The sequence below is a fragment of the Micromonospora sp. NPDC048947 genome (genome assembly GCF_040649495.1).
In the GTDB taxonomy this organism is placed as follows: Bacteria; Actinomycetota; Actinomycetes; order Mycobacteriales; family Micromonosporaceae; genus Micromonospora; species Micromonospora alfalfae.
Window position 1 is genome coordinate 191,726 of record NZ_JBEZFO010000007.1, and the last position, 26,941, is coordinate 218,666.

The 26,941-nt window shown below is 70.8% G+C and carries 19 protein-coding genes; 6 read left to right on the forward strand and 13 right to left on the reverse strand.

Annotated elements, in window-relative coordinates; all coding sequences use genetic code 11:
• Window positions 1-18: 18 nt before the first annotated feature.
• The 4 genes from AB0B98_RS12965 to pcaF form a co-directional block, all read right to left on the reverse strand.
• Entirely contained in the window at window positions 19-519 is a 501-nt protein-coding gene (locus AB0B98_RS12965; RefSeq protein ID WP_357362630.1) for a DUF456 domain-containing protein, read from the reverse strand.
• A 68-nt stretch (window positions 520-587) separates the two neighbouring features.
• Window positions 588-2,792, reverse strand: a complete 2,205-nt coding sequence (locus AB0B98_RS12970; RefSeq protein WP_357362632.1) for an EAL domain-containing protein — start codon at window positions 2,790-2,792, stop codon at window positions 588-590.
• 4 nt (window positions 2,793-2,796) lie between these two features.
• Window positions 2,797-3,609: an SAM-dependent methyltransferase gene (locus AB0B98_RS12975; protein ID WP_357362633.1), complete on the reverse strand. Its 813-nt coding sequence runs from the start codon at window positions 3,607-3,609 to the stop codon at window positions 2,797-2,799.
• A 110-nt stretch (window positions 3,610-3,719) separates the two neighbouring features.
• Window positions 3,720-4,925, reverse strand: coding sequence for a 3-oxoadipyl-CoA thiolase (pcaF, locus tag AB0B98_RS12980; RefSeq protein WP_357362635.1), 1,206 nt, complete (start codon window positions 4,923-4,925; stop codon window positions 3,720-3,722).
• Between the two features lie 106 nt (window positions 4,926-5,031).
• Here pcaF and AB0B98_RS12985 point away from each other — a divergent pair, with 106 nt between their 5' ends.
• The 4 genes from AB0B98_RS12985 to AB0B98_RS13000 all read left to right on the forward strand — a co-directional run bounded on the left by AB0B98_RS12985 (window position 5,032) and on the right by AB0B98_RS13000 (window position 9,018).
• A complete protein-coding gene (locus AB0B98_RS12985) occupies window positions 5,032-5,997 on the forward strand; it encodes a glutathione S-transferase C-terminal domain-containing protein (RefSeq protein ID WP_357362637.1) in 966 nt (321 codons plus the stop codon).
• Window positions 5,998-6,045: 48 nt separating this feature from the next.
• Window positions 6,046-6,420, forward strand: a complete 375-nt coding sequence (locus AB0B98_RS12990; RefSeq protein WP_357362638.1) for a DUF998 domain-containing protein — start codon at window positions 6,046-6,048, stop codon at window positions 6,418-6,420.
• A gap of 168 nt (window positions 6,421-6,588) precedes the next feature.
• The gene (locus tag AB0B98_RS12995) at window positions 6,589-7,881 is read left to right on the forward strand and encodes a dicarboxylate/amino acid:cation symporter (RefSeq protein ID WP_357362756.1); all 1,293 of its coding nucleotides are present in this window, start codon (window positions 6,589-6,591) and stop codon (window positions 7,879-7,881) included.
• A gap of 69 nt (window positions 7,882-7,950) precedes the next feature.
• The gene (locus tag AB0B98_RS13000) at window positions 7,951-9,018 is read left to right on the forward strand and encodes an NADH:flavin oxidoreductase/NADH oxidase (RefSeq protein ID WP_357362640.1); all 1,068 of its coding nucleotides are present in this window, start codon (window positions 7,951-7,953) and stop codon (window positions 9,016-9,018) included.
• 48 nt (window positions 9,019-9,066) lie between these two features.
• Here the strand turns inward: AB0B98_RS13000 and AB0B98_RS13005 are convergent, their stop codons facing one another.
• Window positions 9,067-12,642, reverse strand: a complete 3,576-nt coding sequence (locus AB0B98_RS13005; RefSeq protein ID WP_357362642.1) for an ABC transporter ATP-binding protein — start codon at window positions 12,640-12,642, stop codon at window positions 9,067-9,069.
• A 1,036-nt stretch (window positions 12,643-13,678) separates the two neighbouring features.
• Here AB0B98_RS13005 and AB0B98_RS13010 point away from each other — a divergent pair.
• Window positions 13,679-14,245, forward strand: a complete 567-nt coding sequence (locus tag AB0B98_RS13010; RefSeq protein ID WP_357362645.1) for a hypothetical protein — start codon at window positions 13,679-13,681, stop codon at window positions 14,243-14,245.
• A gap of 415 nt (window positions 14,246-14,660) precedes the next feature.
• On the opposite strand, the gene AB0B98_RS13015 is transcribed toward AB0B98_RS13010, so the two are convergent.
• Together AB0B98_RS13015 and AB0B98_RS13020 are read right to left on the reverse strand one after the other, a co-directional pair.
• A complete protein-coding gene (locus AB0B98_RS13015) occupies window positions 14,661-15,500 on the reverse strand; it encodes a DUF4081 domain-containing GNAT family N-acetyltransferase (protein ID WP_196921561.1) in 840 nt (279 codons plus the stop codon).
• Between the two features lie 5 nt (window positions 15,501-15,505).
• Entirely contained in the window at window positions 15,506-16,759 is a 1,254-nt protein-coding gene (locus AB0B98_RS13020; protein WP_357362647.1) for an MFS transporter, read from the reverse strand.
• Between the two features lie 112 nt (window positions 16,760-16,871).
• On the opposite strand from AB0B98_RS13020, the gene AB0B98_RS13025 reads away from it, so the two are divergent.
• Window positions 16,872-17,465 (forward strand): PadR family transcriptional regulator, encoded by a 594-nt coding sequence (locus AB0B98_RS13025; RefSeq protein WP_357362649.1) that lies wholly within the window; start codon window positions 16,872-16,874, stop codon window positions 17,463-17,465.
• 169 nt (window positions 17,466-17,634) lie between these two features.
• On the opposite strand, the gene ispG is transcribed toward AB0B98_RS13025, so the two are convergent.
• From ispG to AB0B98_RS13055, 6 genes are all read right to left on the reverse strand, one after another.
• The gene (gene ispG / locus AB0B98_RS13030; protein WP_112588507.1) at window positions 17,635-18,807 is read right to left on the reverse strand and encodes a flavodoxin-dependent (E)-4-hydroxy-3-methylbut-2-enyl-diphosphate synthase; all 1,173 of its coding nucleotides are present in this window, start codon (window positions 18,805-18,807) and stop codon (window positions 17,635-17,637) included.
• Window positions 18,808-18,816: 9 nt separating this feature from the next.
• The gene (locus AB0B98_RS13035) at window positions 18,817-20,067 is read right to left on the reverse strand and encodes a site-2 protease family protein (RefSeq protein WP_238671720.1); all 1,251 of its coding nucleotides are present in this window, start codon (window positions 20,065-20,067) and stop codon (window positions 18,817-18,819) included.
• Window positions 20,067-21,278, reverse strand: coding sequence for a 1-deoxy-D-xylulose-5-phosphate reductoisomerase (gene dxr, locus AB0B98_RS13040; protein WP_357362651.1), 1,212 nt, complete (start codon window positions 21,276-21,278; stop codon window positions 20,067-20,069). The genes AB0B98_RS13035 and dxr overlap by 1 nt, the downstream gene beginning before the upstream one ends.
• 43 nt (window positions 21,279-21,321) lie before the next feature.
• A complete protein-coding gene (locus AB0B98_RS13045; RefSeq protein WP_357362653.1) occupies window positions 21,322-21,966 on the reverse strand; it encodes a Uma2 family endonuclease in 645 nt (214 codons plus the stop codon).
• Window positions 21,967-22,095: 129 nt separating this feature from the next.
• Window positions 22,096-22,548, reverse strand: coding sequence for a hypothetical protein (locus AB0B98_RS13050; RefSeq protein ID WP_357362655.1), 453 nt, complete (start codon window positions 22,546-22,548; stop codon window positions 22,096-22,098).
• 354 nt (window positions 22,549-22,902) lie between these two features.
• Window positions 22,903-26,874 carry a CARDB domain-containing protein gene (locus AB0B98_RS13055; RefSeq protein ID WP_357362657.1) on the reverse strand — a complete coding sequence of 1,324 codons (3,972 nt, stop codon included), beginning with the start codon at window positions 26,872-26,874 and terminating at the stop codon, window positions 22,903-22,905.
• Window positions 26,875-26,941 lie beyond the last annotated feature (67 nt).

A 26,941-nucleotide genomic window follows, 5' to 3' on the forward strand; every position in this document is an offset into this window, starting at 1 on the left:
GAGTCGGGACCAATTCTTCTAGGTCAGGAGGAGGCCGGCTACCCAGAGGGCGGCGATGATCAGGGCGGCCAGGAACTCCACGAGCATCGAGAGGCCGGCGGCCTTGAGCGCCTGCACAGTGGACGGCCAGGCAAGGCGGTTGCTGCCGAGCCGTAGGCGTTCCGCCGCCCACACCCCGCCGACGAAGCCGAGCACCAACCCGACGACCGGCACCACGAAGAACCCGATGATGCCGACCACCCCGCCGGCGAGCAAGGTGGACGTCGGCACACCTGTGCGTTTCAGGTTCCGGCCTGGCCACGCGTACTTGATCAGGACGCCACCCGCGGCGGCCATGGTGGCGGCGGCGAACACCGCCCAGCCACCCATGCCTGCACCGCCGAAGATCGCCCAGAGCAGCACGCCGCCCCAGCACAGCGGCAACGCCGGCAGGCCCGGCACCACCACGCCGGCGATCCCGGCCAGGATGGCCAACCCGGCGACCACGGTCACCGCCGTCTGCGAGTCGGTCAGGTCCACGCAGTCACCTTCCCCTGCCGCCGCTCAGCCCGCAACGGTCGCCCGCTCGCCACGTTGCTGCAACTGGCTCACGGCACCACGTCACCACGGAGCCGGGCGGTGATCACCTCGGCCGGGGCGGGCGCACCGAAGTACCGGCCCTGCCCGGTGTCGCAGCGCAGCGCCCGCAGCCGTTCCGCCTGCACGCCGGTCTCCACCGCCTCGGCAGTGACCCACAGCTCCAGGGCGTGCGCCAACCGGACCAACGCGTCCACGATCCGTTCGTCGCGGTGGTCGGCCGCCACGTCGGTCCCGTCCGCGCGGATGCCCTCCACGAACGGACCGGCGAGCTTCAGGCAGTGGATCGGCAACCGGCGCAGGTACGCCAGGTTGGAGTACCCGGTTCCGAAGTCGTCCACCGCCAGCCGTACGCCGAGTGCGGCGAGCCGGTGCAGGCTGCGCAGGGGTTCACCGGCACTGCCCATCACGGCGCTCTCGGTCAGCTCCAGTTGCAGCAACTCCGCGGGCAGCCCGCTGGTCTGCAACGCGTCGGCGACAGTATCCACGATGGCCGGTTCGTCGGCCTGCCGGGCGGCCAGGTTGACGCTGACCACCAGCCGGGCGTCGGGGAACTCCCGCCACCACCGTTCGGCGTCCTCGCAGGCCCGCCGCAGCACCCACTCGCCGAGCCGGACGATCAGGCCGGTCTCCTCGGCCAGGCCGATGAACCGGTCCGGCCCGATCAGGCCCAACTCCGGATGCTCCCAACGGACCAGCGCCTCCACCGCGAGCATGCTGCCCTCCAGCAGCGACACGATCGGCTGGTAGTGCAGCACGAACTCGCCCCGCTCCAGGGCGGCCGGCAGCCCGGCGACCAGCGCCGAGCGGGCGATGTCCCGGGCGCCGCGCTCGGGGTCGTAGACCGCCCACCGGCCCCGGCCTGCCGCCTTCGCCCAGTAGAGCGTGGTGTCCGCCGCCTTCATCAGCTCGGACGGACTGGTCTCCGCCGCCGGGCACTGCACGATGCCCACACTGGCCGAGACGGCCAACTGGTGCTCACCGACGTGGACCGGGGCCGCGACGGCGGCCAGCGCGGCCTCCGCGACGGAGACCGGGTCGTCGGTGTCGTCCCCTCCGTCGACGAGGATCACGAACTCGTCGCCCCCCATCCGGGCGACCAGGTGGCCGTGGTCGGCCACGCACGCGGCCAGCCGTCGGCCGATCATCACGAGCAGCCGGTCACCGAGGTCGTGGCCGAGACTGTCGTTGATCGCCTTGAAGCCGTCCAGGTCGAGGAAGCACACCCCGACGCGCTGCCCGTCGTCCGCGGTGTCGAGCACCCGACCCAACGTCTCGAAGAACAACGTCCGGTTGGGCAACCCGGTCAACGGGTCGTGCAGCGCCTGGAAGCGCAGCCGCTGCTGGAGTTCGTACCGCTCGGTGATGTCCTCGATCATCGCGACGGTGAATCGCGGCCGGCCATCGTGTCGGATCAGCGAGACGGCCAGATCCGTCCAGACCGTCGTGCCGTCCTTGCGGTAGTAACGCTTCTCCACCCGGGCCGCGTCGTGCTTCCCTTCGATCATCTCCTGGTAGAGCTCCCACATCCCGGCCGCGTCGTCGGCGTGGACCAACCCTGCCACGTTGGTCCCGCGCAACTCCTCGATCGAGTAGCCCAGCATGTCGGCGAACGCCTGGTTGACGTCGATGATCCGACCGTCCACGCCGGCGATCCCGATCCCGATCGCGGCGCCGGTGAACACCGCCCGGAACCGTGCCTCGCTCTCGCGTAACGCCTGCTCGACCTCGTCGCGCGCCTGCCAGGCCGACCGGGCGATCCGCTCCTGCTGGCTGAAGGTGCGGTCGCGCAGCGCACGGGCAAACCCGGCGGCCAGCCCGCCCTGCACCGCCGCGATCCGGTCGGCGAGGTCGGCCGGCCGGTCACCGTCACCCAGCACCCGACGCCCGAACGTCGCGCCAAGCGCGTGCAGCGTCCACTCCAGGGCCTGCGGCTCGGTGAGGTGCGCCTCCACCAGCGCCCGCCCGACCTCCTCGGCCGGGTGGGCGCTGAACGGCTCCGCCCGTACCGCCTGGGCCAGCCGGATCGTGTGCGCCAGCAGCAGCCGTTCGGTCTCGGCCACGCTGAGCGGCACGAAACCGAGTCGACGCACCGCGCGCGCCCAGTCGGCGGCGTAGCCCTGGGCGTCCGCCCAACCGGCGAGATCCCGGCCAGCATCGACCCCGGTGGGGTCCCGGCCGGCATCGACCCCGGCGGGATCCGGGACGGCGGCCACGAGATCAGCCGGCGGGCTGGTCGTACCGGGCGACGCCCCCGAAGGCACCGAACCGCTCCGGGCGCTCGTCCACGTCGGACGGTGAGTCCGGGCGCCAGAGCGGCATGTGCACCACGCCCGGTTCCAGGACGGTCCAGTCGCCGAAGAAACCGGTGACCTGAGCGCGGGAGCGCAGGGTGATCTCGGTGGCGGTGCGGGCGGAGAGGCGCTGGGCGTCCAGCATCTCCTGCGGCTGGTCCTCGAAGGTGGAGTGGGAGACGACAAGGAAGCTGCCCGGCGCGGCGGCGGCCCGCAGGGTGGCCAGGATCGCCTCGGGTCGGTCGGCGTCCGGGATGAAGTGCACCACCCCGGCCAGCAGGATGCCCATCGGACGAGTGAAGTCGATCAGCCCGAGCTGTCGGGTCTCGGCGAGGATCCGCTCCGGCTCACGCAGGTCGGCGTGGATGACACCGGTCAGCTCGTTGCCAGCCAGCAGCTCCCGGCTGTGCGCGACCGCCACCGGGTCGATGTCGACGTACACGACGCGGGCCTTGGGGTTCACTCCCTGCGCCACCTCGTGCACGTTGCCCACGGTGGGAATTCCGGAGCCGATGTCGAGGAACTGGTCGATGCCGGCGTCGAGCAGCACCCGAACGGCCCGGCGCAGGAACTCCCGACCGGAGCGCATGGTGGCGGCGAGATTCGGGGTCATGCTGGCGATCTGCTCCGCCAACTGCCTGTCGATCTCGAAGTTGTGCGCTCCACCCAGAAAGTAGTCGTACACCCGGGCCGCGCTCGGCCTGGTCAGATCGATCTCGGTCGGCAGTCCGTCCGGCATCAGCGTGCTCCCCAGTTCATCGCCGCGGCGCGGGACGGCACCGGCGTCGGGGCGCGCAGCGGGCACGCGTGGGCACCGGTCGACCCGCGGGTCGTGTGGTGTGGACCACTCTAGGCGGCTGACTCCAGCAACAGCGAGATGCCTTGACCAACGCCGATGCACATGGTGGCCAGAGCCCGGCGGCCACCGCGACGGCGCAGCTCCAGGGCGGCGGTCAGCGCCAGCCGCGCGCCGCTGGCGCCGAGCGGGTGCCCCAGCGCGATGGCCCCACCGTTCGGGTTGACGTGGTCGGCGTCCACTGGCAGCCCCAGCTCACGCAACACCGCCACGGACTGCGCGGCGAACGCCTCGTTCAGCTCCACCACGTCCACAGCGCCCAACTCGACGCCGACGCGATCGAGCAGCTTGCGGGTGGCCGGCACCGGGCCGATTCCCATGATCCGCGGTGGCACACCGGCCGCCGCCGCGCCGACGATCCGGGCCAGCGGGGTCAGGCCGTACCGGGCGACCGCCGCCTCGCTGGCCACCAGCAACGCGACAGCGCCGTCGTTGACGCCCGAGGAGTTGCCGGCGGTCACCGTCCCGCCGTCGCGGAACGGGGTGGGCAGCGTGGCCAACTTCGCCAGCGTGGTCTCCCGAGGGTGCTCGTCGACATCGACCAGCCGGGTCTCCCGACGACCGGCCGGCACTGACACCGCCACGATCTCCTCGGCGAACCGGCCGTCGGCCTGCGCCTTGGCCGCACGCTGCTGCGACCGGTACGCGAAGGCGTCCTGCTCGGCCCGGCTCACGCCGTACTCGGCGGCCACGTTCTCCGCCGTCTCCGGCATCGAGTCGACCCCCCACCCGTCACGCATCAACGGGTTCACCAACCGCCAGCCCAAGGTGGTGTCGTAAACCTCTGCCGAGCGGGAGTACGCCGATGTCGCCTTCGGCATGACGAACGGCGCCCGGCTCATGCTCTCCACCCCGCCGGCGATCACCAGCTCGGCGTCCCCGGCGACGATGGACCGGGCTGCGCTGGCGAGCGCGTCCAGGCCCGAGCCGCAGAGCCGGTTGACAGTGCTGCCCGGCACCTCCTCGGGCAGCCCGGCCAGCAGCGCCGCCATCCGGGCCACGTTGCGGTTGTCCTCGCCGGCCTGGTTGGCGCAGCCGAGCACGACGTCGTCGACTCGGGCCCAGTCCACCGACGGGTGGCGGGCGACCAGTTCTCGGATCACGTGCGCGGCCAGGTCGTCCGGGCGGACGCCGGCCAGCGCGCCCGCGTACCGGCCGATCGGGGTGCGGACACCGGCCACCAGGTATGCCACGGTCATCGCGAGTCCTTAGGGGGTGCAGACGGCGGGGGTGGGGCACGCCCACCGGGTCACGAGGGCTGCCGGCCGCCAGGATATCCGCGCCCGCAGCGGATAGGTTGACGGCATGGCCCGGGCCCAGTTCAGCGCAGAGACCAGCGGCGGCGGCGCGTTCGTCCGCCAGCCGAACCGGTTCACCGGTCGGGTCACCGCCGACTCCACCTCGCCACCCGGCGGCGGCCCGGACGAGCAGGACCGCTGGCCGCTGGAGGCCGGCCGTTACCGGCTGATCTGGTGTCGGGCCTGCCCGTGGGCGCACCGGGCGAGGATCGTGCGCGGCCTGCTCGGGCTGGACGACGCGATCTCACTGGGCACCGTCGACCCGATCCGGGACGAGCGGGGCTGGGCGTTCGCCCTCGACCCGGACGGCTTCGACCCGGTCCTCGGGGTGAGCTTCCTCTCCGAGGCGTACCTGGCCACCGACCCGGACTACACCGGCCGGGTGACGGTGCCGGCGCTCGTCGACACACTGACCGGGCGGGTGGTCACCAACGACTATCCGCAGCTCACCCTCGACTTCTCCACCGAGTGGCGGTCGCTGCACAGGGCGGGGGCGCCGGACCTCTACCCGGAGGCGCTGCGCCCCGAGATGGACGCGCTGATGGCCGAGATCCACACCGACGTCAACAACGGCGTCTACCGCTGCGGGTTCGCCACCTCCCAGGAGGCATACGACGAGGCGTTCCGGGCGCTCTTCGCCCGGCTGGACGCGCTCTCCGAGCGGCTGGCCGGGCAGCGCTACCTGATGGGCGACACGATCACCGAGGCGGACGTGCGGCTGTTCACCACGCTGGTCCGGTTCGACGCCGCGTACCACGGGCACTTCAAGTGCAACCGCGACAAGCTGACCGAGATGCCGGTGCTCTGGGCGTACGCCCGGGACCTGTTCCAGACGCCGGGTTTCGGCGAGACGGTGGACTTCGACCACATCAAGCGGCACTACTACGGCACGCACCGGGAGATCAATCCCAGCGGCATCGTGCCACTCGGGCCGGACGAATCCGGCTGGAGCACGCCGCACGGGCGTGGTTGAGCCGGGTCGGCCGGCCGCCCCGCACCGGCGCTGCTCGCCACCGGGGCCGTGTTCACCGCCGTGTCCGGGGCGGTCACCTGTTCCGGCGGCTGCCCGTTGCCGCCGTTCGAGCGCGCGACGACGGCGGACCTGGTGCACGGCGGCGCGAGCATCGCGGCGACCGCGGCGGTGGTCTTTGCCATGATCACGCTGGCCGTCTCCGGGTCGGCCGGACGGACGGTGCGTCGGTTGGCCGGGGTGGCCGCCGTGCTGGCCCTGCCGCTCTGTGCCACTGTGGGGCTGGCGATGCTCGTGATCGGTCGGGGCCCGGTGGTGGGGTTGCTGGAACGGCTGATCCTCGCCCTCGCGGTGCTGTGGGGCCTGGGCACCGCCACCGCGCTGGCCCTCTGTAAGGAGCCTCACGCCGTCCGGTCCTTCCGATGAGCGGGAATCGGCGTATCGTCGGCCAGCGATGACCAATGTCTGGGGCCTCACTGTCCGCCTGTATGTCGATCTCCGACTACAGGCCAGTGGCATCTGTCCGGGCTAGCCGCGTTCCTACGCCTGCCCCGATCGGACCGGACAATTGGATACATTTTCATGCCCTTCAGCCTGCGCAAAATTCCCTTCTCCGTGCAGATCCTGCTCGGCCTCGTGCTCGGCGTCGCGCTGGGCTTCCTTGCCCGCAGCAACGACCTGAGCTGGCTGACCAGCACCCTGCACACAGTCGGTAGCCTCTTCGTCCAACTCCTCAAGCTGGCCGTGCCGCCGCTGGTCTTCACCGCCATCGTGGTCAGCGTGGTCAGCCTGCGCGGCGTCGCCAACGCCGCCCGGCTCGCCGTCAAGACCCTGATGTGGTTCGGCATCACCGCGCTGATCGCGGTGAGCATCGGCATCGGCCTCGGCCTGCTCACCAACCCGGGCAAGGGCGTGACCCTCGACCTGGGTGGCGCGGCACCGCCGAAGAACACCGGCTCGTGGACCGACTTCCTCACCGGCATCGTGCCCACCAACCCGGTCGGCGCGTTCGTCGAGGGCAACGTCCTCCAGATCGTCTTCCTCGCCGTCGTCATCGGTGCTGCGGCCCTGCTGGTCGGCGAAGCCGCCGAACCGTTCGTGGCGCTGAACCGCTCCCTGCTGGAGATCGTCCAGAAGGCGCTCTGGTGGGTCATCCGGCTCGCCCCGATCGGCACCCTCGGCCTGATCGGCAACGCCGTCGCCTCGTACGGCTGGGACCTGCTGGCCCCCCTCGCGAAGTTCACCACAGCCGTCTACGTCGGCTGCGCCATCGTGCTGTTCGTGGTCTACCCGCTGGTGCTGATCCTGGCCGGCCGCCTCAACCCGGTGCGCTTCTTCGCCGGCGCCTGGCCGGCGATCCAGCTGGGCTTCGTGTCCCGCTCCTCGGTCGGCACCATGCCGGTGACCCAGCGCTCCGTCGAGCGACTCGGCGTGCCCCGTGAGTACGCCTCGTTCGCTGTGCCCTTCGGCGCGACCACGAAGATGGACGGTTGCGCCGCCATCTACCCGGCCCTCGCCGCGATCTTCGTGGCCCAGGTGTTCGGCGTGCACCTCGGCATCGGCGACTACCTGCTGATCGCCTTCGTCTCCGTGGTCGGCTCGGCTGCCACCGCCGGCCTGACCGGCGCGATCGTGATGCTCACCCTGACCCTCAGCACGCTGGGTCTGCCGCTGGCCGGCGCCGGCCTGCTGCTGGCCATCGACCCGATCCTGGACATGATCCGCACCGCCACCAACGTCGCGGGTCAGGCGCTGGTGCCGACAGTGGTCGCCGCCCGCGAGGGCATTCTCGACCGCGAGGCGTACGAGTCCGCCGGTCGGCGTGACCTGACCGAGCCGGAGCCGGTAGCCAACAACCGGCCCGAGCTCAGCCCCGTTCCTGCCTGACCGATTCACCAGTACGGCGACGGGCCCCTCTCCCCGGGGGCCCGTCGCCGTGTCGGAGAGGATGATGCGATGAGCTCCCTGTTCACTCCCCTGGCCCTGCGCGCTGTCACAGTGCCCAACCGGATCGCCATGGCACCGATGTGCCAGTACTCCGCCGGCCCGGACGGCCTGCCCACCGACTGGCACCTGATCCACCTCGGCAGTCGCGCTGTCGGCGGCGCCGGCCTGGTGCTGACCGAGGCGACCGCCGTGCTCCCCGAGGGCCGGATCAGCCCGCAGGACACCGGCCTCTGGTCCGGTGCGCACGTCGACGCCTGGCGACCGGTGACCGCGTTCGTCGCCGCCCAAGGCGCGGTGCCGGCCGTCCAGCTCGCGCACGCCGGCTTCAAGGCCTCCACCTACCGGCCGTGGGCGCCGCAGCGCGGTGGCGTGCCGGACGCCGAGGGTGGCTGGACGCCGGTCGCCCCCGGCCCGGAGCCGTTCACCGCCGACTACCGGACGCCGACCAGCCTCGACGAGGCCGGCATCGCCGGGGTGGTCGAGGCGTTCGCGGCCGGAGCCGTTCGCGCGCTGGACGCCGGCTTCGCCGCCGTGGAGATCCACGCCGCCCACGGTTACCTGCTCAACGAGTTCCTCTCGCCGCTGACCAACCACCGCACCGACGCGTACGGCGGCGACCGGGCGGCCCGGATGCGGCTCACCCTGGAGGTGGCCCGCGCGGTGCGCGCCGCGGTCGGCGAGGACGTGCCGGTGCTGACCCGGATCTCCGCCACCGACTGGGTCGAGGGCGGCTGGACGATCGAGGACAGCGTGGTGCTCGCCGGTGAGCTGGCCGGTGTCGGCGTCGACCTGGTCGACGCGTCCTCCGGTGGGGTGAGCACTGACCAGCGCGTCCCACTCGGCCCGGGCTACCAGGTGCCACTGGCCGCGCAGATCCGCCGCGAGGCCGGCGTACCTACCGGCGCGGTGGGCCTCATCGTCGAGCCCGAGCACGCCGAGCAGATCGTCGCCAGCGGCGAGGCCGACCTGGTGCTGCTGGGCCGGGAGTTGCTGCGCGACCCGTACTGGCCGCGCCGGGCCGCCGCGAAGCTCGGCGTCGCGTACTCCGGCCCCGCCCAGTACGCCCGCGCCTCCTGATCCCCACCGGTCGGGCGGCCGCCGCGTGAGCGGCCGCCCGACCGTCGGTCAACCGGCCAGGTGTGACCAGTCGCCCTCCAGGTCCTGCCAGGTGCCCTGGGCGGCCACCGTGCCGCCGAGCAGCACCACCACGTGGTCGGCCCGGACCAACGCGGCGCGTTTCGCTGTCGAGCCGACAACCGTCACCCCGTGGCCCCGCAACGCCTGCCACAGCGCCAGCTCGGTGGTGACGTCCAGCGCCGACGACACGTCGTCGGCGACAAGCAGTTCGGTACGCGGGGCCAGCGCCCGGGCCAGCGCCAACCGCTGCAACTGCCCGCCGGAGAGCCGGGTGCCCTTGTGCCCGATGAGCAGGCCCAGCCCACCACCGGCGGCAGCCAGATCGTGGTCGAGCTGGGCTGTGCTGACCGCCCCCGCCGCATCCACCTGGTGCCCGAGGGCGATGTTGTCGGCCACCGTGCCGGAGAGCACCCGGGGCAACTGACCGACGTAGCCGACCTGGTTGGGACGCAGGAACAACTCCGGCTCGGTGACGGGGTCACCGTTCCAGGCCAGCTCGCCGGTGTGGTGCACAATCCCGGCCAGCCCGCGCAGCAACGAGGACTTGCCCGACCCCACCGGCCCGACGACCAACACCAACTGCCCGCGCTGCACGGTCAGGTCCACGTCCCGGACGGCCACAGTGCCGTCGGAGTGCACCACCCCGAAGCCGCGCAGCTCCAGCCGGCGCAGCGGATGCCGGGGCGGCATGGTCGGCGCGGGCGCCGTCCCGGCGGTCAGGTCGACCTCCGGCACCCCAGCGGAGTACGCGCTCACCCCGGTCATCGCCGCCGTGCGCCGGGTCCAGACCCGCGCCGAGGGCAGCTGCGAGATCAACGACGCCGTCGTCCAGGCGAACCAGCGGGCCGCGCCCAGGGTGGACACGGCCACCAGCACCGCCCCGGCGGAGAGCGAGCCGTTCAGGTAGAGCGCCCACGCGCCGATCGGCAACAACCCGCTGGCCATCGACGGCGTGGAGCGCGCCCACACCTGCACCGAGATCTCCCGCCGCTGCCTGTCGCTGCGCAGCACGTCCAGGCTCGCCAGGTGGCGCAGCACCGCAGTGGTAGCGCCGGCGAGCTTCACCGTCCGCGCCGCGGAGAGAGCGGAGACCAGCGCCGTGGCGAAGGAGGCCCGCGCCGCCACCGTCGCCCGGGCCGCACGCTCCAGCTTCGGCCCGAACAACGTCGCGGCCAGCCCGGAGACGACCATCGTACCGAGGAAGAACAGCCCGGGTACGACGCTGCCGGTGACCGCCGTCATGGCGACCACGAGCACCAGCGCGACCGTCTGGTCCAGCACGTTGTCGGCGAGTTGGACCACCCGTTCGGTGTCCCCACCCTGCGCCACCACCTCGGCGGGGGTGTGCGAGCTGACCCGGCGCGGCCCGGTCTGGCCGTGCACCAGGCGAAGGCCGATCCGCAGCATCTGCCGCACCCACCACTGCGGGAACCAGACGTGGGTGTAGAACGGCAACGGCAGGGTGATCAGCAACCCGGCGACGATCCCCACCGCCGGCAGGTACGGGTTACCGGTCCCGTCGACCAGGTCCGCCCAGAGCCAGGGCAGCACCGGGCCGTCCAGCCCGAGCAGGCTGAGACCGAGGAACAGCACGATCGCCGCCGCACCGTACCGGGGATCGTTGGTGCAGAGCCGGAAGATCTCCCGCAGCGTCCGGGCCGGCGGCACCGGCGGCAGCGGCGGCGGATCGGCCCGGGTCGGCCCGACCGTTGTGGCCTGCTCCGTCGGTCCGACCGCTGTGGCCCGCTCCGTCGGTCCGACCGCTGTGGCCCGCTCCGTCGGTCCGACCGGCTCGATCCGGGCCGGCGGCGGCTCGCTCGGCCAGGCGTCGGCCGGGCCGGGGCCGACCAGCAGGTCGGTGCCGACGCCGGCACGACCGGCCGGCGCCACAGTGGCGTACGCGGCGGCGTGGCTGGTCGCCAGGAGTTCGGCGAAGCGGGTCGACGTCTCCAGCGGACCGGCCTCGACCACCGCGCCGTCGGCCAGGACGACCACCTCGTCGCAGCGGCGCACCGAGGAGAGTCGGTGCGCGATGACGATGCCGATCCGGTCACGCAGCAGGCGTTCGGTGGCCCGCTGCACCCGCGCCTCGGTGACCGGGTCCAGCCGCGCGGTGGCCTCGTCGAGGATCACCACGTGCGGCTCCCGGACCAGGATCCGGGCGAACGCCACCAACTGCTCCTGACCGGCGGACAGCACATGCCCGCCCTCCCCCAGCCGGGTCGTCAACCCGTCCGGCAGCTCGGCGATCCAGCTGGCCAGGCCCAACTCGTCGAGCGCCCGAGCTGCCGCGTCGAGCAACTCAATGTCGAAGAGCGCCACGTTCTCGGCGAGAGTGCCGGCCAGGATCTCGGTGCGCTGCGGCACCAACGCCACCCAGCGGCGCAACTGCTCGACGTCGAGGTCGCACAGGTCGGTGCCGCCGAGGAAGACAGTGCCCGGCGGTACGTCGACCGCGCGGGTGAGCACCTTCGCCAGGGTCGACTTGCCCGAACCGGTCCGCCCGATCAGCGCGTAAGAGCGACCGCGCGCGAAGGTGAGGCTGAGCCCGCGCAGCGCGGCCCCCCGGCCACTCTCCCCGTACGCGAATGTCAGGTCCCGAATGCGCAGGTCACCCTCGCTCGGGCTGGCCCCGCCGACTGGCTCCTGCCTGGCCTTGTAGAGCAACTGCACCCGCGCCCACGCGCCGAGCGCCTCCTGGATCTCCGGCACCATCCGGCTGACGTGTTCAGCGGTCGCCCCGAAGGCCAGGGCGAGCAACCAGATGGCGGTGAGCCGGGCGGCGTCGATCCGGCCGCTCGCCAACGCCCAGGCACCGCCGAGCACCACAGCGCCGATGCCCGCCCGGATCGTCGCGGTGGCCACCGTCGCCACCCGGGCGGACAGCACCCAGACCACCAGGCCACGGGACAGCACGGCGGAGGCCCGCCGGGCGTACAACCGCAGCACGTACGGCCGCGCCAGACTGGTGCGTACGTCGTCCTGGCCGTGCACCGCCTCTTCCATCACGGCGGCCAGGTCGGACCACGCCTCCTCCTCGGCCATCCGGGCCGGGCCGATCCGCGCCGTGGGCCGGCGCAGGCCGACCGCGAGCACCACAGTGAGCAGCAGCATGGCGATCCCCGCCGGCCACCACACGAACACCGCCACGACCATCGACAACAGACCGACGCAGAGGCCCTGGGCGAGCCGGGTGCCCTGGTTACGAATTGCCGACGCAACCTGATAGACGTCCCCGTCGATGCGGTCCAGCAACTCGCCCACCGGAGTGGTCTCCAGGGTGGGCAGGTCCTGCCCGAGAGCGACGCGGCAGAGTCGGCGACGCACGTCCGCTGACCAGTCGGCGGTCAGGCCGGCCATCAGCAGACTCACCGCGAGGTCGCTGAGGACAACGGCAACCAGGGCCGCGGCCAGTACGGCGAAGAAGCCAGCCGAACGATGCACCAGCACCGCACCGGCCAGCGCCGACGCGCCCGCCTGCCCTGCGGCACCCAGCACGATGAGGACGGCCACGATCGTCACACGACGGGTCGAAGTACCCCACAGATCACGGAGCAGGCGCATGGAAAGTCCTCCGGGACGTGGGTGGCGGAGACCTCAGCCTGCCGGCACCACCCCGCCACCTCAACCGATTTTCCGGCCGTGAGCAGGGACTCCGTCCGTTGAAGCGGACCGGGCGGCCACCGTTCTCGATGCCGTACCCACCGTCGCGCCACCCGTTGATCAGCTAGACGCGCGGCACCGCGCCAGCGGTTCTCGGGCCAGAGCCGCCGCCCCGCCGGCCACCCTCGTGCCACCCACTCGATCAACCAAATCGGGATGCCGCGCCCGCGATTCTCGGATCAGAGCCGGCGCCCCGGCGGCCACCCTCGCGCCACCCACTTGATAGACCAAACCGGGCACCGCGCCCGCGATTCTCGGGTCAGGGTCGCTCTCGCCCGAACCGGTGCGTGCCGCGCCGCGGGTTTGCCACCGAAACCCACCGACGCTGGCCTTCTTGTCCGGTTTGCGCGGTCCGTGCGCCCCGACCGATTCGTGATCGACTCGGGTTTCATGAACTCGGGGTGTCCGCCCGTCCGGGACACCCCGTCTTCCGTGAATCCGAGTCGATCACGCGGGTGAGGGTCGATTCGACGCCTTGGACGCGGCGCTGGATGGGTGGTTTGTCCGGCAGTGGGGGTTTCTGGGGTGTGGCCGGGCGCACGCGTGGGCCGGAATCATGGCGGGGCCGGGGTCGTTACATACCCTGACGATCGCAGTACCACGGGCCCGCCGCCCGCCCCCTCGGGGCAGGTCGCGCAGGTTGGAATGCCGGCCAACGCCCGGTCGTTGCAGTCCCCACGACCGACCGCAGGCACCGCCACCATGAGGGTGCCGGCAGATGGGCCAACCCCGGAATGACCCCGGTCCGCCGGTCGTTACATAGGGTCCCGGCGCCACGAGCCCCCCGGCTCGGCAGGTCGCCGACCCGACGCCCTGATGGGCGTCACCCCCCAGAGACTTTTCCCTTTGTATGTGCAGCGCCGGACGAGGTGCTCACACCCTGCCGCCGCCCCCCTTTGGTGGTCGGGGTGTCCTACCCCCGAAGGAGCTACCCCTCATGAACACGATCTTCCGTAAGAGCATGCTGTCCGTTGCTGGTCTCGCGTTCGCCGGTGGTGTGTTCGCCGGCCCGATCGCCGCCCACGCCGCCACCCCGGCCGTGGATGCCAAGCCCGCCGCCGTGGCCGTGCAGTCGGCGGCGCCGAAGCCGCAGGGCGACCAGTCGCACATCACCCTCAACGATGAGCAGACCGCGAACGTGAAGGCGATCATCGCCGCCACGAAGAAGGCCGGTCTGCCGGAGCGGGCCGCGGTGATCTCGATCGCGACGAGCTTGCAGGAGTCGAAGCTGGAGAACCTGGGCCACCTCGGCGATATGAACGACCACGATTCGCTGGGCCTGTTCCAGCAGCGCCCGTCCAGTGGTTGGGGCACCCCGGAGCAGATCACCGACCCTGAGTACTCGACGACGGCGTTCCTCAAGGGTTTGAAGCAGGTCGACGGGTGGCAGGACATGCCCCTGACCGACGCCGCGCAGACCGTGCAGGTGTCGGCCTACCCGGACGCCTACGCCCAGTGGGAGCAGCAGGCCACCGACCTCGTCGGCCAGCACTGGAACAGCTGACCACCAGCACCACAGCAGGACAAGCATTCAACACCACCGCACGACAGCAGCACGCACAACAGCACCACCGCACGACACCGACCGCTGGCCGGCACCCCAACCCGGGGTGCCGGCCAGCGGCCTTTCCGTTGCGTCCGACCGCCGGACCGTCGGACCCGTGAAGCCGACCACCAACCACCGATACGCCGACCACCAACCGCCAACCATCAACAGCCGGCCCCGCTGGGGAATGTCGCGACGCAGGGACCCGCGGCGGAGGCGGATGGCGTCACCAAGCGGCACTCGTTCACAGATCTTGGACACTTTCCGTCCTGCGCTAACGGAAAGTGTCCAAGATCTGTAGGGACAGGCCGCCTTGTGGCACCGGGCTGGTGCGCGTCGGTAAGGCGGACCGCCGGCGGCCAACCCGCAGCGGTCAGAAGAGGACGGTGGCCAGGGTGCCGATCGGCTGGAAGCCGCAGCGTTCATAGACGCGGCGGGCCGGAAGGTTGAAGTCGTTGACGTACAGGCTGACGGTGGGGGCGACCCGTAGCAGCGCGTCGCGGACCACTGCTGCCATGGCGGCGGTGGCGATCCCCCGGCCTCGCCACTCGGGTGCCACCCAGACGCCCTGGATCTGCGCCGTCCGTTTGGTCACTACGGCCAGCTCGGCCTTGAACACGACCTTGCCGTCGATGATGCGGGCGTACGCGCGGCCGGTCCGGACCAGGTCGTTGACCCGCCGGCGGTAGCTGCGTCCGCCGTCCTCGGCCAGCGGGGAGACGCCGACCTCTTCGGTGTACATCGCCACCGCCGCCGGGAAGAGCCTGTCGACTTCGCCGGAGCGAACCTGGCGTACCTCCGGGTCGGCCGGTACGGGTGGCAGCGTGTCGGTGACCAGCAACGGCTGATTGGGGCGAACGTCTCGCGCTGGCCCCCACGTGTCGGAGAGGCGGTCCCACAGCCCGAGGACGGCGTCCGCGCGGCCGACGATGGAGGAGCAGAGCCGCTCCTCGCCCGCGAGCAGGTCGGCGAAGGCAGCCACCGCTGCGTCACTGGCCAGCACGGGAGTCAGGTTGCCGCCGAGCCAGCAGAGTGACTCGAGGTTGCGGCGAGCCCCGTACCCCAGGATTCTGCCCTCGGCCCGCCACCACGAGAGTCCGCGCGCGGCGATCCGCTCGGCGACCTGCGCGCCCGCGAACGGGTCATGGTCGAGCAGTCGCTCGACCGCGCGGCGCTCCGATTCCCCCAGTTGGCGTACCGGCACCGTCAGCACGACTATCAGCCTGCCAGATCGGCACCCTGCTTCGCCGGTCGAGTGACAAGGCCGGCACCGTCTCGGCCGGGCCGGGTCCGTCCGGCCCACCGGACGACCGGGGGCACCAGGGCTCCGAGCAGGAGAAACAGGGCACCGAGTACGAGCCAGCCAGGTACGCCCCAGCCGAGCGCTAGGGTGGTCACCACCACCGGTGCGAGCATCTTGCCCAGTTCGTAGCCCATGCCGTACGCCCCCTGGTACTGCCCCTGGGCGTCCGCTGGTGCCAGCCCGAAGGAGATCCCCCAGCCGGCGGCGGAGTGCCACAGCTCCCCGGTGACGTGCGCGAGTGACCCGAGGCCGAGCAGGCCCACCGCGCCGACGGTGGGCAGCGCGCCGCTGGCGGCGAAGAGTACGCAGGCCAGGGCGATGGCCACGCCTGCTCGGCGGGCGGCGCGGGCGGCTCCGGGCAGGGTGGCGGCGGTACCCGCGGCGCGTACCTGAAGGAGCACCACCAGCACTGTGTTGACAAGCGTCAACGCGGAGATCATCCAGGCGGGTGCCCGGGTGTGGCCGGCGATCCACAGCGGCAGGGCGATGGTGAGCAGGCTGAAGTGCATCGACATCAGCCCGTCGACCAGTGTGAAGGCGAGGAACGGGCGGTCCCGTAGGGCGACCAGCCGGGGGCCGTGCGTCGGGGTGGCGACCGGGGCGACGGTGGGCAGTCGAAGGAAGACCACCGCCGCGGCCAGTGATGTCGCCGCCGAGGCCAGGATCAGCGCGACGTACCCGGTTCGGGTGTCGGCCGCGATGGCGAAGCCGCCGAGGACAGCGCCGACGGAGATCCCGACGTTGGTGGTGGCTCGCAGGTAGGCGCGGGTGCGGACCCGCTGGTCGGCTGGGATCGCTCCGGCGATCAGCGCGCCGCGGGCGCCTCGCTCGACCGCGTCGGCAAGCGCGGTGGCCGCTCCCACCAGAACGAACGTGGGGAACGACCGGACGGCGATCAGGCCGATGGTCAGGGTGCCGGCGACGAACAGCGCGCCTACCTGCACGCTGCGGGGGCCGACGCGATCGGCCAGGTAGCCGCTCGGGGCGCTGGCCAGCACACCGACCAGGGCCGAGATGGTCAGCCCGATGCCGACCTGGGTGGCCGACAGGCCGACCGACCGGGTGAGGAAGAGAGCGCTGGCGACGAGCCAGAGACCCCGCCCGACGGTCTTGACCAGAGTGCCGAGGGTGAGGACCCGGGCCGGGCCCGGCGGGGGAAGCAGGCGCATGACCGACACCCTAACAAGACGTACGTACGGTTTGGTAGATGAGGGTTGTCGGCGATGCATTGCCGATATATCGTTGATGCATCAGCGATAGTCCAAAGGAAGGAAGAACCCGATGAGGTTCCACCGACAGCACCACCCGATGCACGAGGCCCGGATGCGGGGGTTCGGCTTCCCGCCGGTCCCGCCCGGTCCGCACGGTCATGGCCACGAGCACGGACACGGCGGCCCCTGGGGCGGCCGGGGCCGTGGACGGGGTCGGGGCCGACGCCCCAACGTCCGAGCCTCCGTGTTGGCCCTGCTCACCGAACGGCCGATGCACGGCTACGAGATGATCCAGGAGATCGACTCCCGCACCGGCGGTGCGTGGCGGCCGAGCCCCGGCTCGATCTACCCCACCCTCCAGCTATTGGAGGACGAGGGCGTGATCGTCGCCAGCACCGAGGAGTCCGGTGGCGGGCGGAAGCGGTTCACCGTCACCGAGGCCGGTCAGGCAGAGGCCACCGAGGCCGCGCAGACCCCACCGTGGGCGGACGTCGCCCAGGGCACGGTGAGCAACTGGCACGACATCCGTGACTCCGGCGCGCAGGCGATGAACGCTCTGCGCCAGGTGATGATGAACGGCACCGACGACCAGCGTGAGCGGGCCGCCCAGGTGCTCGACGAGACCCGGCGCAAGCTGTACGCGATCCTCGCCGAATCCGAGTGACGCCAGGCCGCACCACAGCGCACGACGCCAGGCCCCACCACGGCGCACGAGCACCAAGGCCGCCAGGCCGCACCAGCTACGGGCACCACAGCGCTCAAGCGCACGATCAGCGCAAACGCACAGCGGCCGTTCCCCGCACGGGGAACGGCCGCTTTTTCCAGCTCGAAAATCAGTGCACGGTGACGGTCGGGCCGGTGACCAGCCCGCGCAGCTCCTCGGGAAGCTCGGCACCCATCTCGTCGGCGATCCGCAGCGCCTCTTCGATCAGGGTCTCCACGATCTGGGCCTCGGGCACCGTCTTGACGACCTGCCCCTTGACGAAGATCTGGCCCTTGCCGTTGCCGGAGGCGACGCCGAGGTCGGCTTCCCGGGCCTCGCCCGGACCGTTCACCACGCAGCCCATGACGGCGACCCGCAGCGGCACCGGCAGCCCTTCCAGGCCGGCGGTGACCTCCTCGGCGAGCTTGTAGACGTCCACCTGGGCCCGCCCGCAGGACGGGCACGAGACGATCTCCAGGCCCCGCTCGCGCAGACCGAGGGACTCCAGGATCTGGTTGCCGACCTTGATCTCCTCGACCGGCGGGGCGGACAGCGACACCCGGATCGTGTCGCCGATCCCCTCGGCCAGCAGCGCGCCGAAGGCGACCGCCGACTTGATGGTGCCCTGGAACGCCGGGCCGGCCTCGGTGACGCCGAGGTGCAGCGGGTAGTCGCACTGCTCGGCGAGCTGCCGGTACGCCCGGATCATCACGACCGGGTCGTTGTGCTTGACCGAGATCTTGATGTCGCGGAAGCCGTGCTCCTCGAAGAGCGAGCACTCCCACAGCGCCGACTCGACAAGCGCTTCGGCGGTGGCCTTGCCGTACTTGCTCAGCAGGCGCTTGTCCAGCGACCCGGCGTTGACGCCGATCCGGATCGGCACGCCCGCCGCCCCCGCGGCGCGGGCGATCTCCTTGACCTTGTCGTCGAACTGCCGGATGTTGCCCGGGTTGACGCGGACCGCCGCGCAGCCGGCGTCGATCGCGGCGAAGACGTACTTGGGCTGGAAGTGGATGTCGGCGATCACCGGGATCTGCGACTTCTTGGCGATCGCGGGCAGCGCCTCGACGTCGTCCTGGGACGGCACCGCCACCCGGACGATCTGGCAGCCGGACGCGGTCAGCTCGGCGATCTGCTGAAGGGTCGCGTTGATGTCGGAGGTGAGGGTCGTGGTCATCGACTGCACTGACACCGGCGCACCACCACCGACCGGAACCGAACCGACCATGATCTGGCGGCTGGCCCGACGGGGAGCGAGCGGCGGGGGCGGCACGGCGGGCATACCGAGACTGATAGCTGTCACTTCAGGCACTCACCTTGAGAAGAGCGTGATGGGGTTGACGACGTCCGCGGCGATGGTCAGCAGCGTGAACGCGCCACCGATCAGGATCACCACGTACGTGAAGGGCATCAGTTTGAGGTAGTCCACCCGACCGGGGTCGGTCCGGCCGATCCGCGCGTAGACCCAGGAGCGGGCTCGTTCGAACCAGGCGATGGCGATGTGGCCGCCGTCCACCGGGAGCAGCGGCAGCAGGTTGAACACGCCGATGAAGAAGTTCAGCGACACGAAGAGCATGAAGAAGACCAGCCAGGCGTTGTTCTCCACCGCTTCCCCGCCGAGTCGGCTGGCGCCGACCACGCTGATCGGGGTGTCGACGTCCCGCTCGCCGCCGGTGAGGGCGGTCCACAGGGCGGGGACCTTCTGCGGGAGGCGCTGGAGCGCCTGGGCGGTGCCGACAGCCAGGTCGCCGGTGAAGTCGGCGGTGGCGCCGAAGGCGCCGACCGGGCCGTACGTCACGCGGGTGGGCGTGCTGGGGACGAGCCCGACGCCGAGCGCGGCCACCGGCGCGGCGGCACCGTTGGGGTCGTTCAGCGGCGGACGCTGGGTCTGCGCGAGCACGGTGCTGGTGGTGCCCGGCTGCCCGTCGCGGACGTAGGCGATCTGCGCGGTGTCGCCCGGCTTGAGGCCGCGCAGCGTGGTGAGCAGGTCGCCGTAGGAGTTGATCTGGGCGCCGTTGACCGAGGTGATCCGGTCGCCGTTCTTCAACTGCGCCTGGGCGGCCGGGCTGGCCGCGTCGGCGGGCGTGCATGCTCGCAGCGAGTTTTCCGGCACCACGCACTCACTGAGCCGGATGACGGCGGGCTCCTGGCGGGCCTGCGCGTCGGTGGTCGGGAAGTCGGGGTTGGGCAGGCCGGCGGAGACGGCGAGGATCCAGATCGTGACCAGGGCGAGCGCGAAGTGCGTGATCGACCCGGCGGCCATCACGATCGTCCGCTTCCAGACCGGGTAGCGCCACATCACGCGCGACTCGTCGCCCGGCTCGACGTCGTCGTCCTGCGGCGTCATCCCGACGATCTTGCAGAAACCGCCGAGGGGAATGCCCTTGAGTCCGTACTCGGTCTCGCCCCGCTTGAACGACCAGATGGTGGGGCCGAAGCCGACGAAGTATTTCGTCACCTTCATCCCGAACATCTTGGCGGTCAGCAGGTGACCCGCCTCGTGCAGGCTCACCGAGATGAGAATGGCCAGGGCGAAGAGGACCACCCCGAGCAGGTACGACATCAAGCTCCTTCCACCGAACCCGCGATGATCTCCTGCGCGTGCGCGCGTGCCCACGACTCGGCCGCGAGCACGTCCTCGACGGTACCTGGTTCGTCGAAGTCCGGAGCCTCCTCCAACACACGTTCGAGGGTGTCGACGATGCCGAGGAACGGCAGTCGGCCCGCCACGAACGCGGCCACGCACTCCTCGTTCGCCGCGTTGTAGATCGCCGGCCGGCAGCGCCCGGCCTCCCCGGCGGCCTTGGCCAGGGCGACGGCCGGGAACGCCTCATCGTCGAGCGGCGCGAACTCCCAGGTGTGCGCGGCCGTCCAGTCGACGGCGGTGGCCGCCTCGGGGACCCGGTCGGGCCAGCCCATGCCCAGCGCGATCGGCAGTCGCATGTCCGGTGGGCTCGCCTGGGCGATCGTCGACCCGTCGACGAACTCGACCATCGAGTGGATCACCGACTGCGGGTGCACCATCACGGTGATGTCGGAGTACGGCACGTCGAACAGCTCGTGCGCCTCGATCACCTCAAGCGCCTTGTTGACCATGGTAGCTGAGTTGATCGTGACGACCGGCCCCATGTTCCAGGTCGGGTGCGCGAGGGCCTGCTCGGGTGTGACCTGCGTCAACTCCTCGCGCCGCCGACCCCGGAACGGGCCACCGCTGGCCGTGACGATGAGCCGCCGCACCTCACCCCGCGTCCCGGAGCGCAGACACTGGGCCAGCGCCGAATGCTCCGAGTCGACCGGCACGATCTGCCCCGGCCGCGTCACAGCGGCCTTGACCAGCGGGCCGCCGGCCACCAGCGACTCCTTGTTGGCAAGCGCGAGGGTACGACCACAGCGCAGCGCGGCCAGCGTAGGAGCGAGGCCCAGCGAGCCGACCACCCCGTTGAGCACGATGTCGCACTGCCACTGGGCCAGCTCGGTCATCGCGTCCGGCCCGGCCACGATCTTGGGAAGCTTGAAGTCGCCCGTGGCCCAGCCGCGCCGACTCGCCTCCGCGTAGAACGCGAGTTGCAGGTCCTGCGCGGCGGACGCCTTGGCCACCCCGACCGCCTCGACGCCCAGTTCGAGGGCCTGCGCGGCGAGCAGTTCGACGTTGCCGCCGCCGGCACCCACGGCGACCACCCGGAACCGGTCCGGGTTGCGCCGGACGATGTCGATGGCCTGGGTGCCGATCGAGCCGGTGGACCCGAGCAGAACAAGGTCGCGGGGGGAAGTCACATGGCCATTCTTCCCCACCACCGCTGTACGCCCGCTGGGAGCCTCAGCCTTCCCCGCCCGGTGCTTCCGGCAGCGCCTCCTCGCCGAGCAGGTCGGCCGGATCAATGGAGAACTCGAACGGCTCCCGCATGACGAAGCGCGTCCCCGCCGCAGCGGCAGCCACCGGCCGGTACTCCCCCTCGGTCAGCTCGTACAAGGCGATGGTGGGCACCCGATTGCGCAGGTCGACCCGGAGGAAGAAGGGCACACCGGCTGCGGCGTACTCACGCGGTCGGTCGATGATGTCCTTGCGCCGGTTTCCGGGCGAGACGATCTCCCCGAGAAGCACGGCATGCCCGATGTCCATCGTCGTTCGACCGCCGCCCGGAGCGTCGAGAATGACGATGTCCGGAATGAAGAGATCCTGGCCCGAGACGATGTTCGTTTCAAGGTAGAGCCACAGCTTTGCCCGACGGGCCGCCTGCTTGAGGAGGTAGGCGAGGTCCAGCTCCGCGTCCTGATGGTCGTAACCGGCATGTGGTGTCACGATCACGCTTCCGCTCAGGACCTCAACCTTGGGGCCGTTGGTCTCCGGCAACAGGTCGAGGGCGAGCTGTGCGGTCCACGGCTCGTCGTGCCACCGCAGCACGTCGAACGACGGCTCGGTGTGCTGCGGCGCCGGTTCCGGCGCGAACGCTGCCTGGGCCATCCGGGCTCACCCCCTCAGCGGACCATCCTGCTCAGGTCAGCCTAGTCACGCCGCCCCGCCCGGTACGGCATCGCACACACGGTGCGACAGATTGGGATATCGGCCTGGTCGCCCAGGTTCCGGCGGCGTTCAGACCGGGGCGACGCAAAACACGACGTCGAGGTAGTCGGAGCGTTTTGTCCAGTTCGAGTAGTGGTAGTCCATGAAGCCGGGTGCCTGGGCCTCGCACACCGCATCGGCCTGCGCCTCGTCGGCGACAGCCTGTTCGACGCGAGCCAGCACCCGCCACGTCCCGGGACCACACGGGGAAATCTCGTACACCACGGTGGCCGCGCCACCGACGTTGCGCACACACTGGCCGGCCTGCACGAACTGCTCGTCGCCGCTCGCCGTGGCGGTGGGAGTGACCAAGGTCGGGCTCGCTTCCGGGCTGGTCCTCGCCGCTGGTGTGGCGCGGGACCCGGCCCATTCGATCACCTGGAACACCACGCCCACGATGCCGGCGATCGCGGCAGCGGCACCCAACCAGCGCAGCACTGCCCGCAGCGGTCGGCTTGTGGTGGACCCGGTTTCGTCATCCATGCTCGCCTCCGACCCTGCTACCGGGCAGCCACCGCGATCGCGGCGCCGATCCACCTTCCACATTGACAGGTCAGCACGAGGCACGTCACGCACCCTGGATCGCCACCAGAGGCAGCACAACTTCCGCTGCCCACCCTGTCGAACCAGGTCAACTGCCGTCCTCGACGGTCATGACCGGTTCTACCCGTTGGCAGCGGCGTCGGATGTCCGACTAACGCCAATACCCGGCGCTGATCGACTCGGGTTTACAGAAGTCGGGGTGTCCGCAGCGTGCAGACACCCCGACTTCACTGAACTCGTGTTGATCAAACGCGATCGTCGACCGGGGGCCGCCGGAGCGGCCCCCAGGCAGGGCTAGCCGCCGTTGATGACGAACTGCGAGCCCGGCTGGATGACGATGTTGCCGTCGGCCGAGTTGGTGATTGTCACGTTGGTCAGGTTGGCGTTGCCGCGCGCACCGCTCATCGCGAGGATGCCGGCACCGTTGACGGACCTGTCGATCCGCACGTTGGTGATCGCGAGGTTCGGTATGTTGCCGCCACCGTTCTTGAACTGGATGCCGTCGTACGTGGAATCGATGATGTCGGTGTCGCGGATCGTGACCCCGACGATGTCCCTGGTGGCCGGGAAGATCGTGATGGCACCGAACTCCTGGTCCTCGTTCCAGAAGGCGCCGCCGGTGCGGTAGAGCCCGTTGTTGGCGATCAGCGTCGTGCCGGAGAACGGCAGCGGGTCGTGGTCGGTCGCCAGCATGATGCCCGGGTAGTTGGCGGTGTCGTAGATCAGGTTGTTCTCGATCGAGTTGTCGTAGCCGCCGTAGATGGCGATGCCGTTGGCCCGCCAGGGCAGCTGGATGGTGTTGTTGACGAAGTGGTTGTCGTGGGCGATGTCGACGTTGCGGTCCTTGACGTACGGGTTGGCCCACACGGCGAGCGCGTCGTCACCCGTGGTGCGGAAGGACGAGTTGAACACCCGCGAGTTACGCGTGCCGTTGCTGAAGTTGATGCCGTCGGCGTACGTGTTGCGGATCCGCATGCCGGAGAAGTCCAGCCCGTCGGCCGGCCCCCACAGGTCGGGGATGTTGTCGTAGTCGCGCCCCACCCAGACGCCCACGTTGGCGTGCTCGATCCAGACGTTGCTGATCTTCGTGCCGGTGCCGAAGCGACCGTTCAGACCGACGCCACCCTCGGCGTTGCCGTCACCACCGCGGATCCGGCCCGAGCCGAAGATGGCGATGTCGGAGATCTGGGTGTTCTTGTCGATGTCGAAGCCGAAGTTGCCCTCGTGCGGGTGGTTGATGCCGCCCACCACGTTCTGCGGCTCGGTCAGCGTGTAGAGCTGCGAGTGCCACATCCCGGCGCCCCGGATCGTGACGTTGCTGATGCCGACCTGGTTGTGCGTACCCCGGTTCAGCGGGTCGTCGGTCAGGATCTTCTGCTCCTGCCGCCACTGCCCGGCGGGGATCCAGACGCAGCTGATGACACCGTTCTGGTCGTCGGTCACCGCCCGCTGGATGGCGGCGGTGTCGTCGAGCCCGTCGTTCGGGACCGCACCGTACGAGGTGATCGAGGTGCAACCGGCCGGCTGGCTCGCCGCCGGCGCCACCTGCTCCAGATCGATCATGTCGATGACGTAGAAGGAGGCGGTGTCACCCGAGTCGCGCTGCAACTTGAACCGGGTGCCGGCCGGGTACGACTGGGCCAACAGCGCGTTCGACTCGTCGAAGAGTCGTCGGGCGTCGGCCTGCGGGGTGTTGGTCAGCGCCTCCGGTCCGTCGGTGTTGCCGTAGAGCCAGCTGTGCTTCGACGACAGCGTCAACTTCCGGGAGAAGACGTCGTTGACGTAGAGGCTGATGCTCGCTTCGATGCCGCCTCCACCGGGCGCGTCCGGGATGGAGTTGCGCACCACTATCGAGTTGGACTGGTTGGCCGAGGTGAACTCGACGAACTGGCCGGTGCTGGTGAGTCGTACCGACTTGCGACCCGAGGACTCGCTGGCGAAGTTGGTGTGCCCGAAGGTACGCAGCGGGTCGGCCTCCAGCAACGTGCCCTGGTAACGGCCGGCCTCCGCCTCGTAGGAGACGTACGGGACGGCGGCCCCGCGACCGACCACTATCGACTGGCTGAACGAGTTGTTCGTCTCGTTGGTCTCGGTGACCAGGTTGGTGGCGTCGGCGGTGGCGGTGATGGTGGCGCCCCCGCTGGTGGCGGTCCAGCTACCGCTGACGGGCACTGTGACGGTCGCGCCGGCGGCGATCGAGGCGGTGCTGGTGTTGAGGGTGGTGCTGCCCGCCACCAGCCGGGTGACAGTTGTCGCGCCGGTAGCTGTGGTGCCCCGGTTGCGAACCGTCACGGTGAAGGTGACGGCCGCCCCGACGGCCGGGTTCGGCGGGTTCGAGGCGATGCTGAGCACCTGGAGGTCGGGGCCCGGGGCCTGCGTCACCACCAGCGGCGACGCCGCGGTGAAGCTGTTGTTTCCGTTGTTCTGCTCGACGATCGTGTTCGCCGGGTCGACCACCGCCGAGACGGCGTAGCTGCCCATCGGCCGCGTGCCGGCGTTGAACGACACCGTGGTGGAGGCGCCCGCGGCGAGCGTGCCCACGGTGGCGCTGCCGACGACCGCGCCGGCCAGGCTGAAGTTCACGGTGGTCGCGCCCGCGGCAGCCGACCCGATGTTCTGCACCACGGCCGAGAGGGTGACCGCCGAGACCTCGCTTGGCGACGTGGGCGACCAGGTCACGGAGCTGACGACCAGATCCGGGTTGGGTGCCGGGGTGCCGCACACCTCAAGCTCGGCCACCTGGCCGGACGGGGCACCGGTGTTGCCGGTGAACCGCAACTGCACGTCCGCTGTGGTGGCGCTGACCGGGATGGTCACGACGTTGGTGCCCTGGGTGAACTGGTAGGCCGCCGCCGACACCAGACTGGTGTACGCCGACGACGCCTGGTCGCGACCGAGGACCTGGATGGTCTGGGTACGGGTGCCCCAGGACGAATCCGGGTTGAGCTTCACTGTGACACCGGAGATGGAGTGGTTCGCGCCGAGCGCCACTGTCAGGTTCTGCGGGTAGCTCGCCGCGCCCTCCCAGTAGGTGCTGAGCTGCCCGTCGTTCGCCTTGTCCGGGGTGAAGCTGAAGGTGGAGCCGCTCGCCGTCATGCTCTTGCCCTGCGCCACGTTGGTGCAGGCCGGCGGGTTGCTGCCGGTCCGGGTGACGGTGTTGCTGTTGCCGGAGAGGTTGCCGGCGCCGTCGCGAGCACGGACGAAGTACGACACGGTAGCCGTCGCCGGCTGGGTGTCCTGGTAGGTGAGGACGGTGCCCAACGTGGCGATCAGGCTGCCGCCCCGGTAGACGTTGTAGCCGGCGAGCCCACTGCCACCGGAGTCGGTGGAGGCACCCCAGGTCAGCGTGATCGTGCTGCCCGACGTGCTCTGCGACAGGGTCCCCGGGACGCTCGGCGCTGTGGTGTCACCGCTGCCGGTCCGGGTCACCGTGTTGCTGTTGCCGGAGAGGTTGCCGGCGGCGTCGCGGGCCCGGACGAAGTACGACACGGTGGCCGTCGCCGGCTGGGTGTCGTTGAAGGTGGTCACGTTGCCGACGGACTGGAGGAACGCGCCGTTGCGGTAGACGTCGTAGCCGGCGATGCCGCTGCCGCCCGCGTTGTCGGTCGACGCGACCCAGTTGAGGCTGATGGTGGTGCCCGACTGGGTGTAGGAGAGGTTGCCGGGAACGCTCGGCGCTGTGGTGTCGGGGGTGCTGCCGCCGCTGCCGTACACCTCCAGCTCGGAGAGCTGCCCGGCCGGCCAGCCGCTGTTGGCGGTGATGGTGATCCGGACGTAGCGGGTGGAGGTCGAGCTGAAGTTGATCGTGGCGGTGCTGCCGCTCGCCGGGTTGAAGGTGTAGGTCTGCGACCCGACCAGGTCGGTGAAGGACGAACCGTTGGTGCTGCCTCGCACGCTCAGCGTCTGCGTCCGGGTGCCCCAACCGGAGGTCGGCAGCTTCAGGACGACCTGGTTGACGCTCTGCGATGAGCCGAGATCGACCTGCACCCACTGCGGGAAGGCGTTGTTGACGCTCTCCCAGTAGCTGCCCGCGTTGCCGTCGACGACCTTCGACGAGTCGTAGACGTCGGCGTGGCCGCTCTCCTGGGTGGGACGGCCCTGGGCGAGGTTGGTGGCCGCCGGCGCGAAGCCGGTGCTCGGTGCGGCAGCCGGGTCGACCGGTCGGGCGGCGGCGGCCGGGCCGGCGAGGGCGGTCGCCCCGGCCGTCGCGATCAGCGCGGCGGCGGCCGTGGCCGCCACCATCCTGAACAGATTCGTTCGTCTCATCACTGTCCTTGTCGTCGGGGGACGGTTGCCGCGGTGGCTGGACCACGGGGTGGGGGTGCGGCGGTGC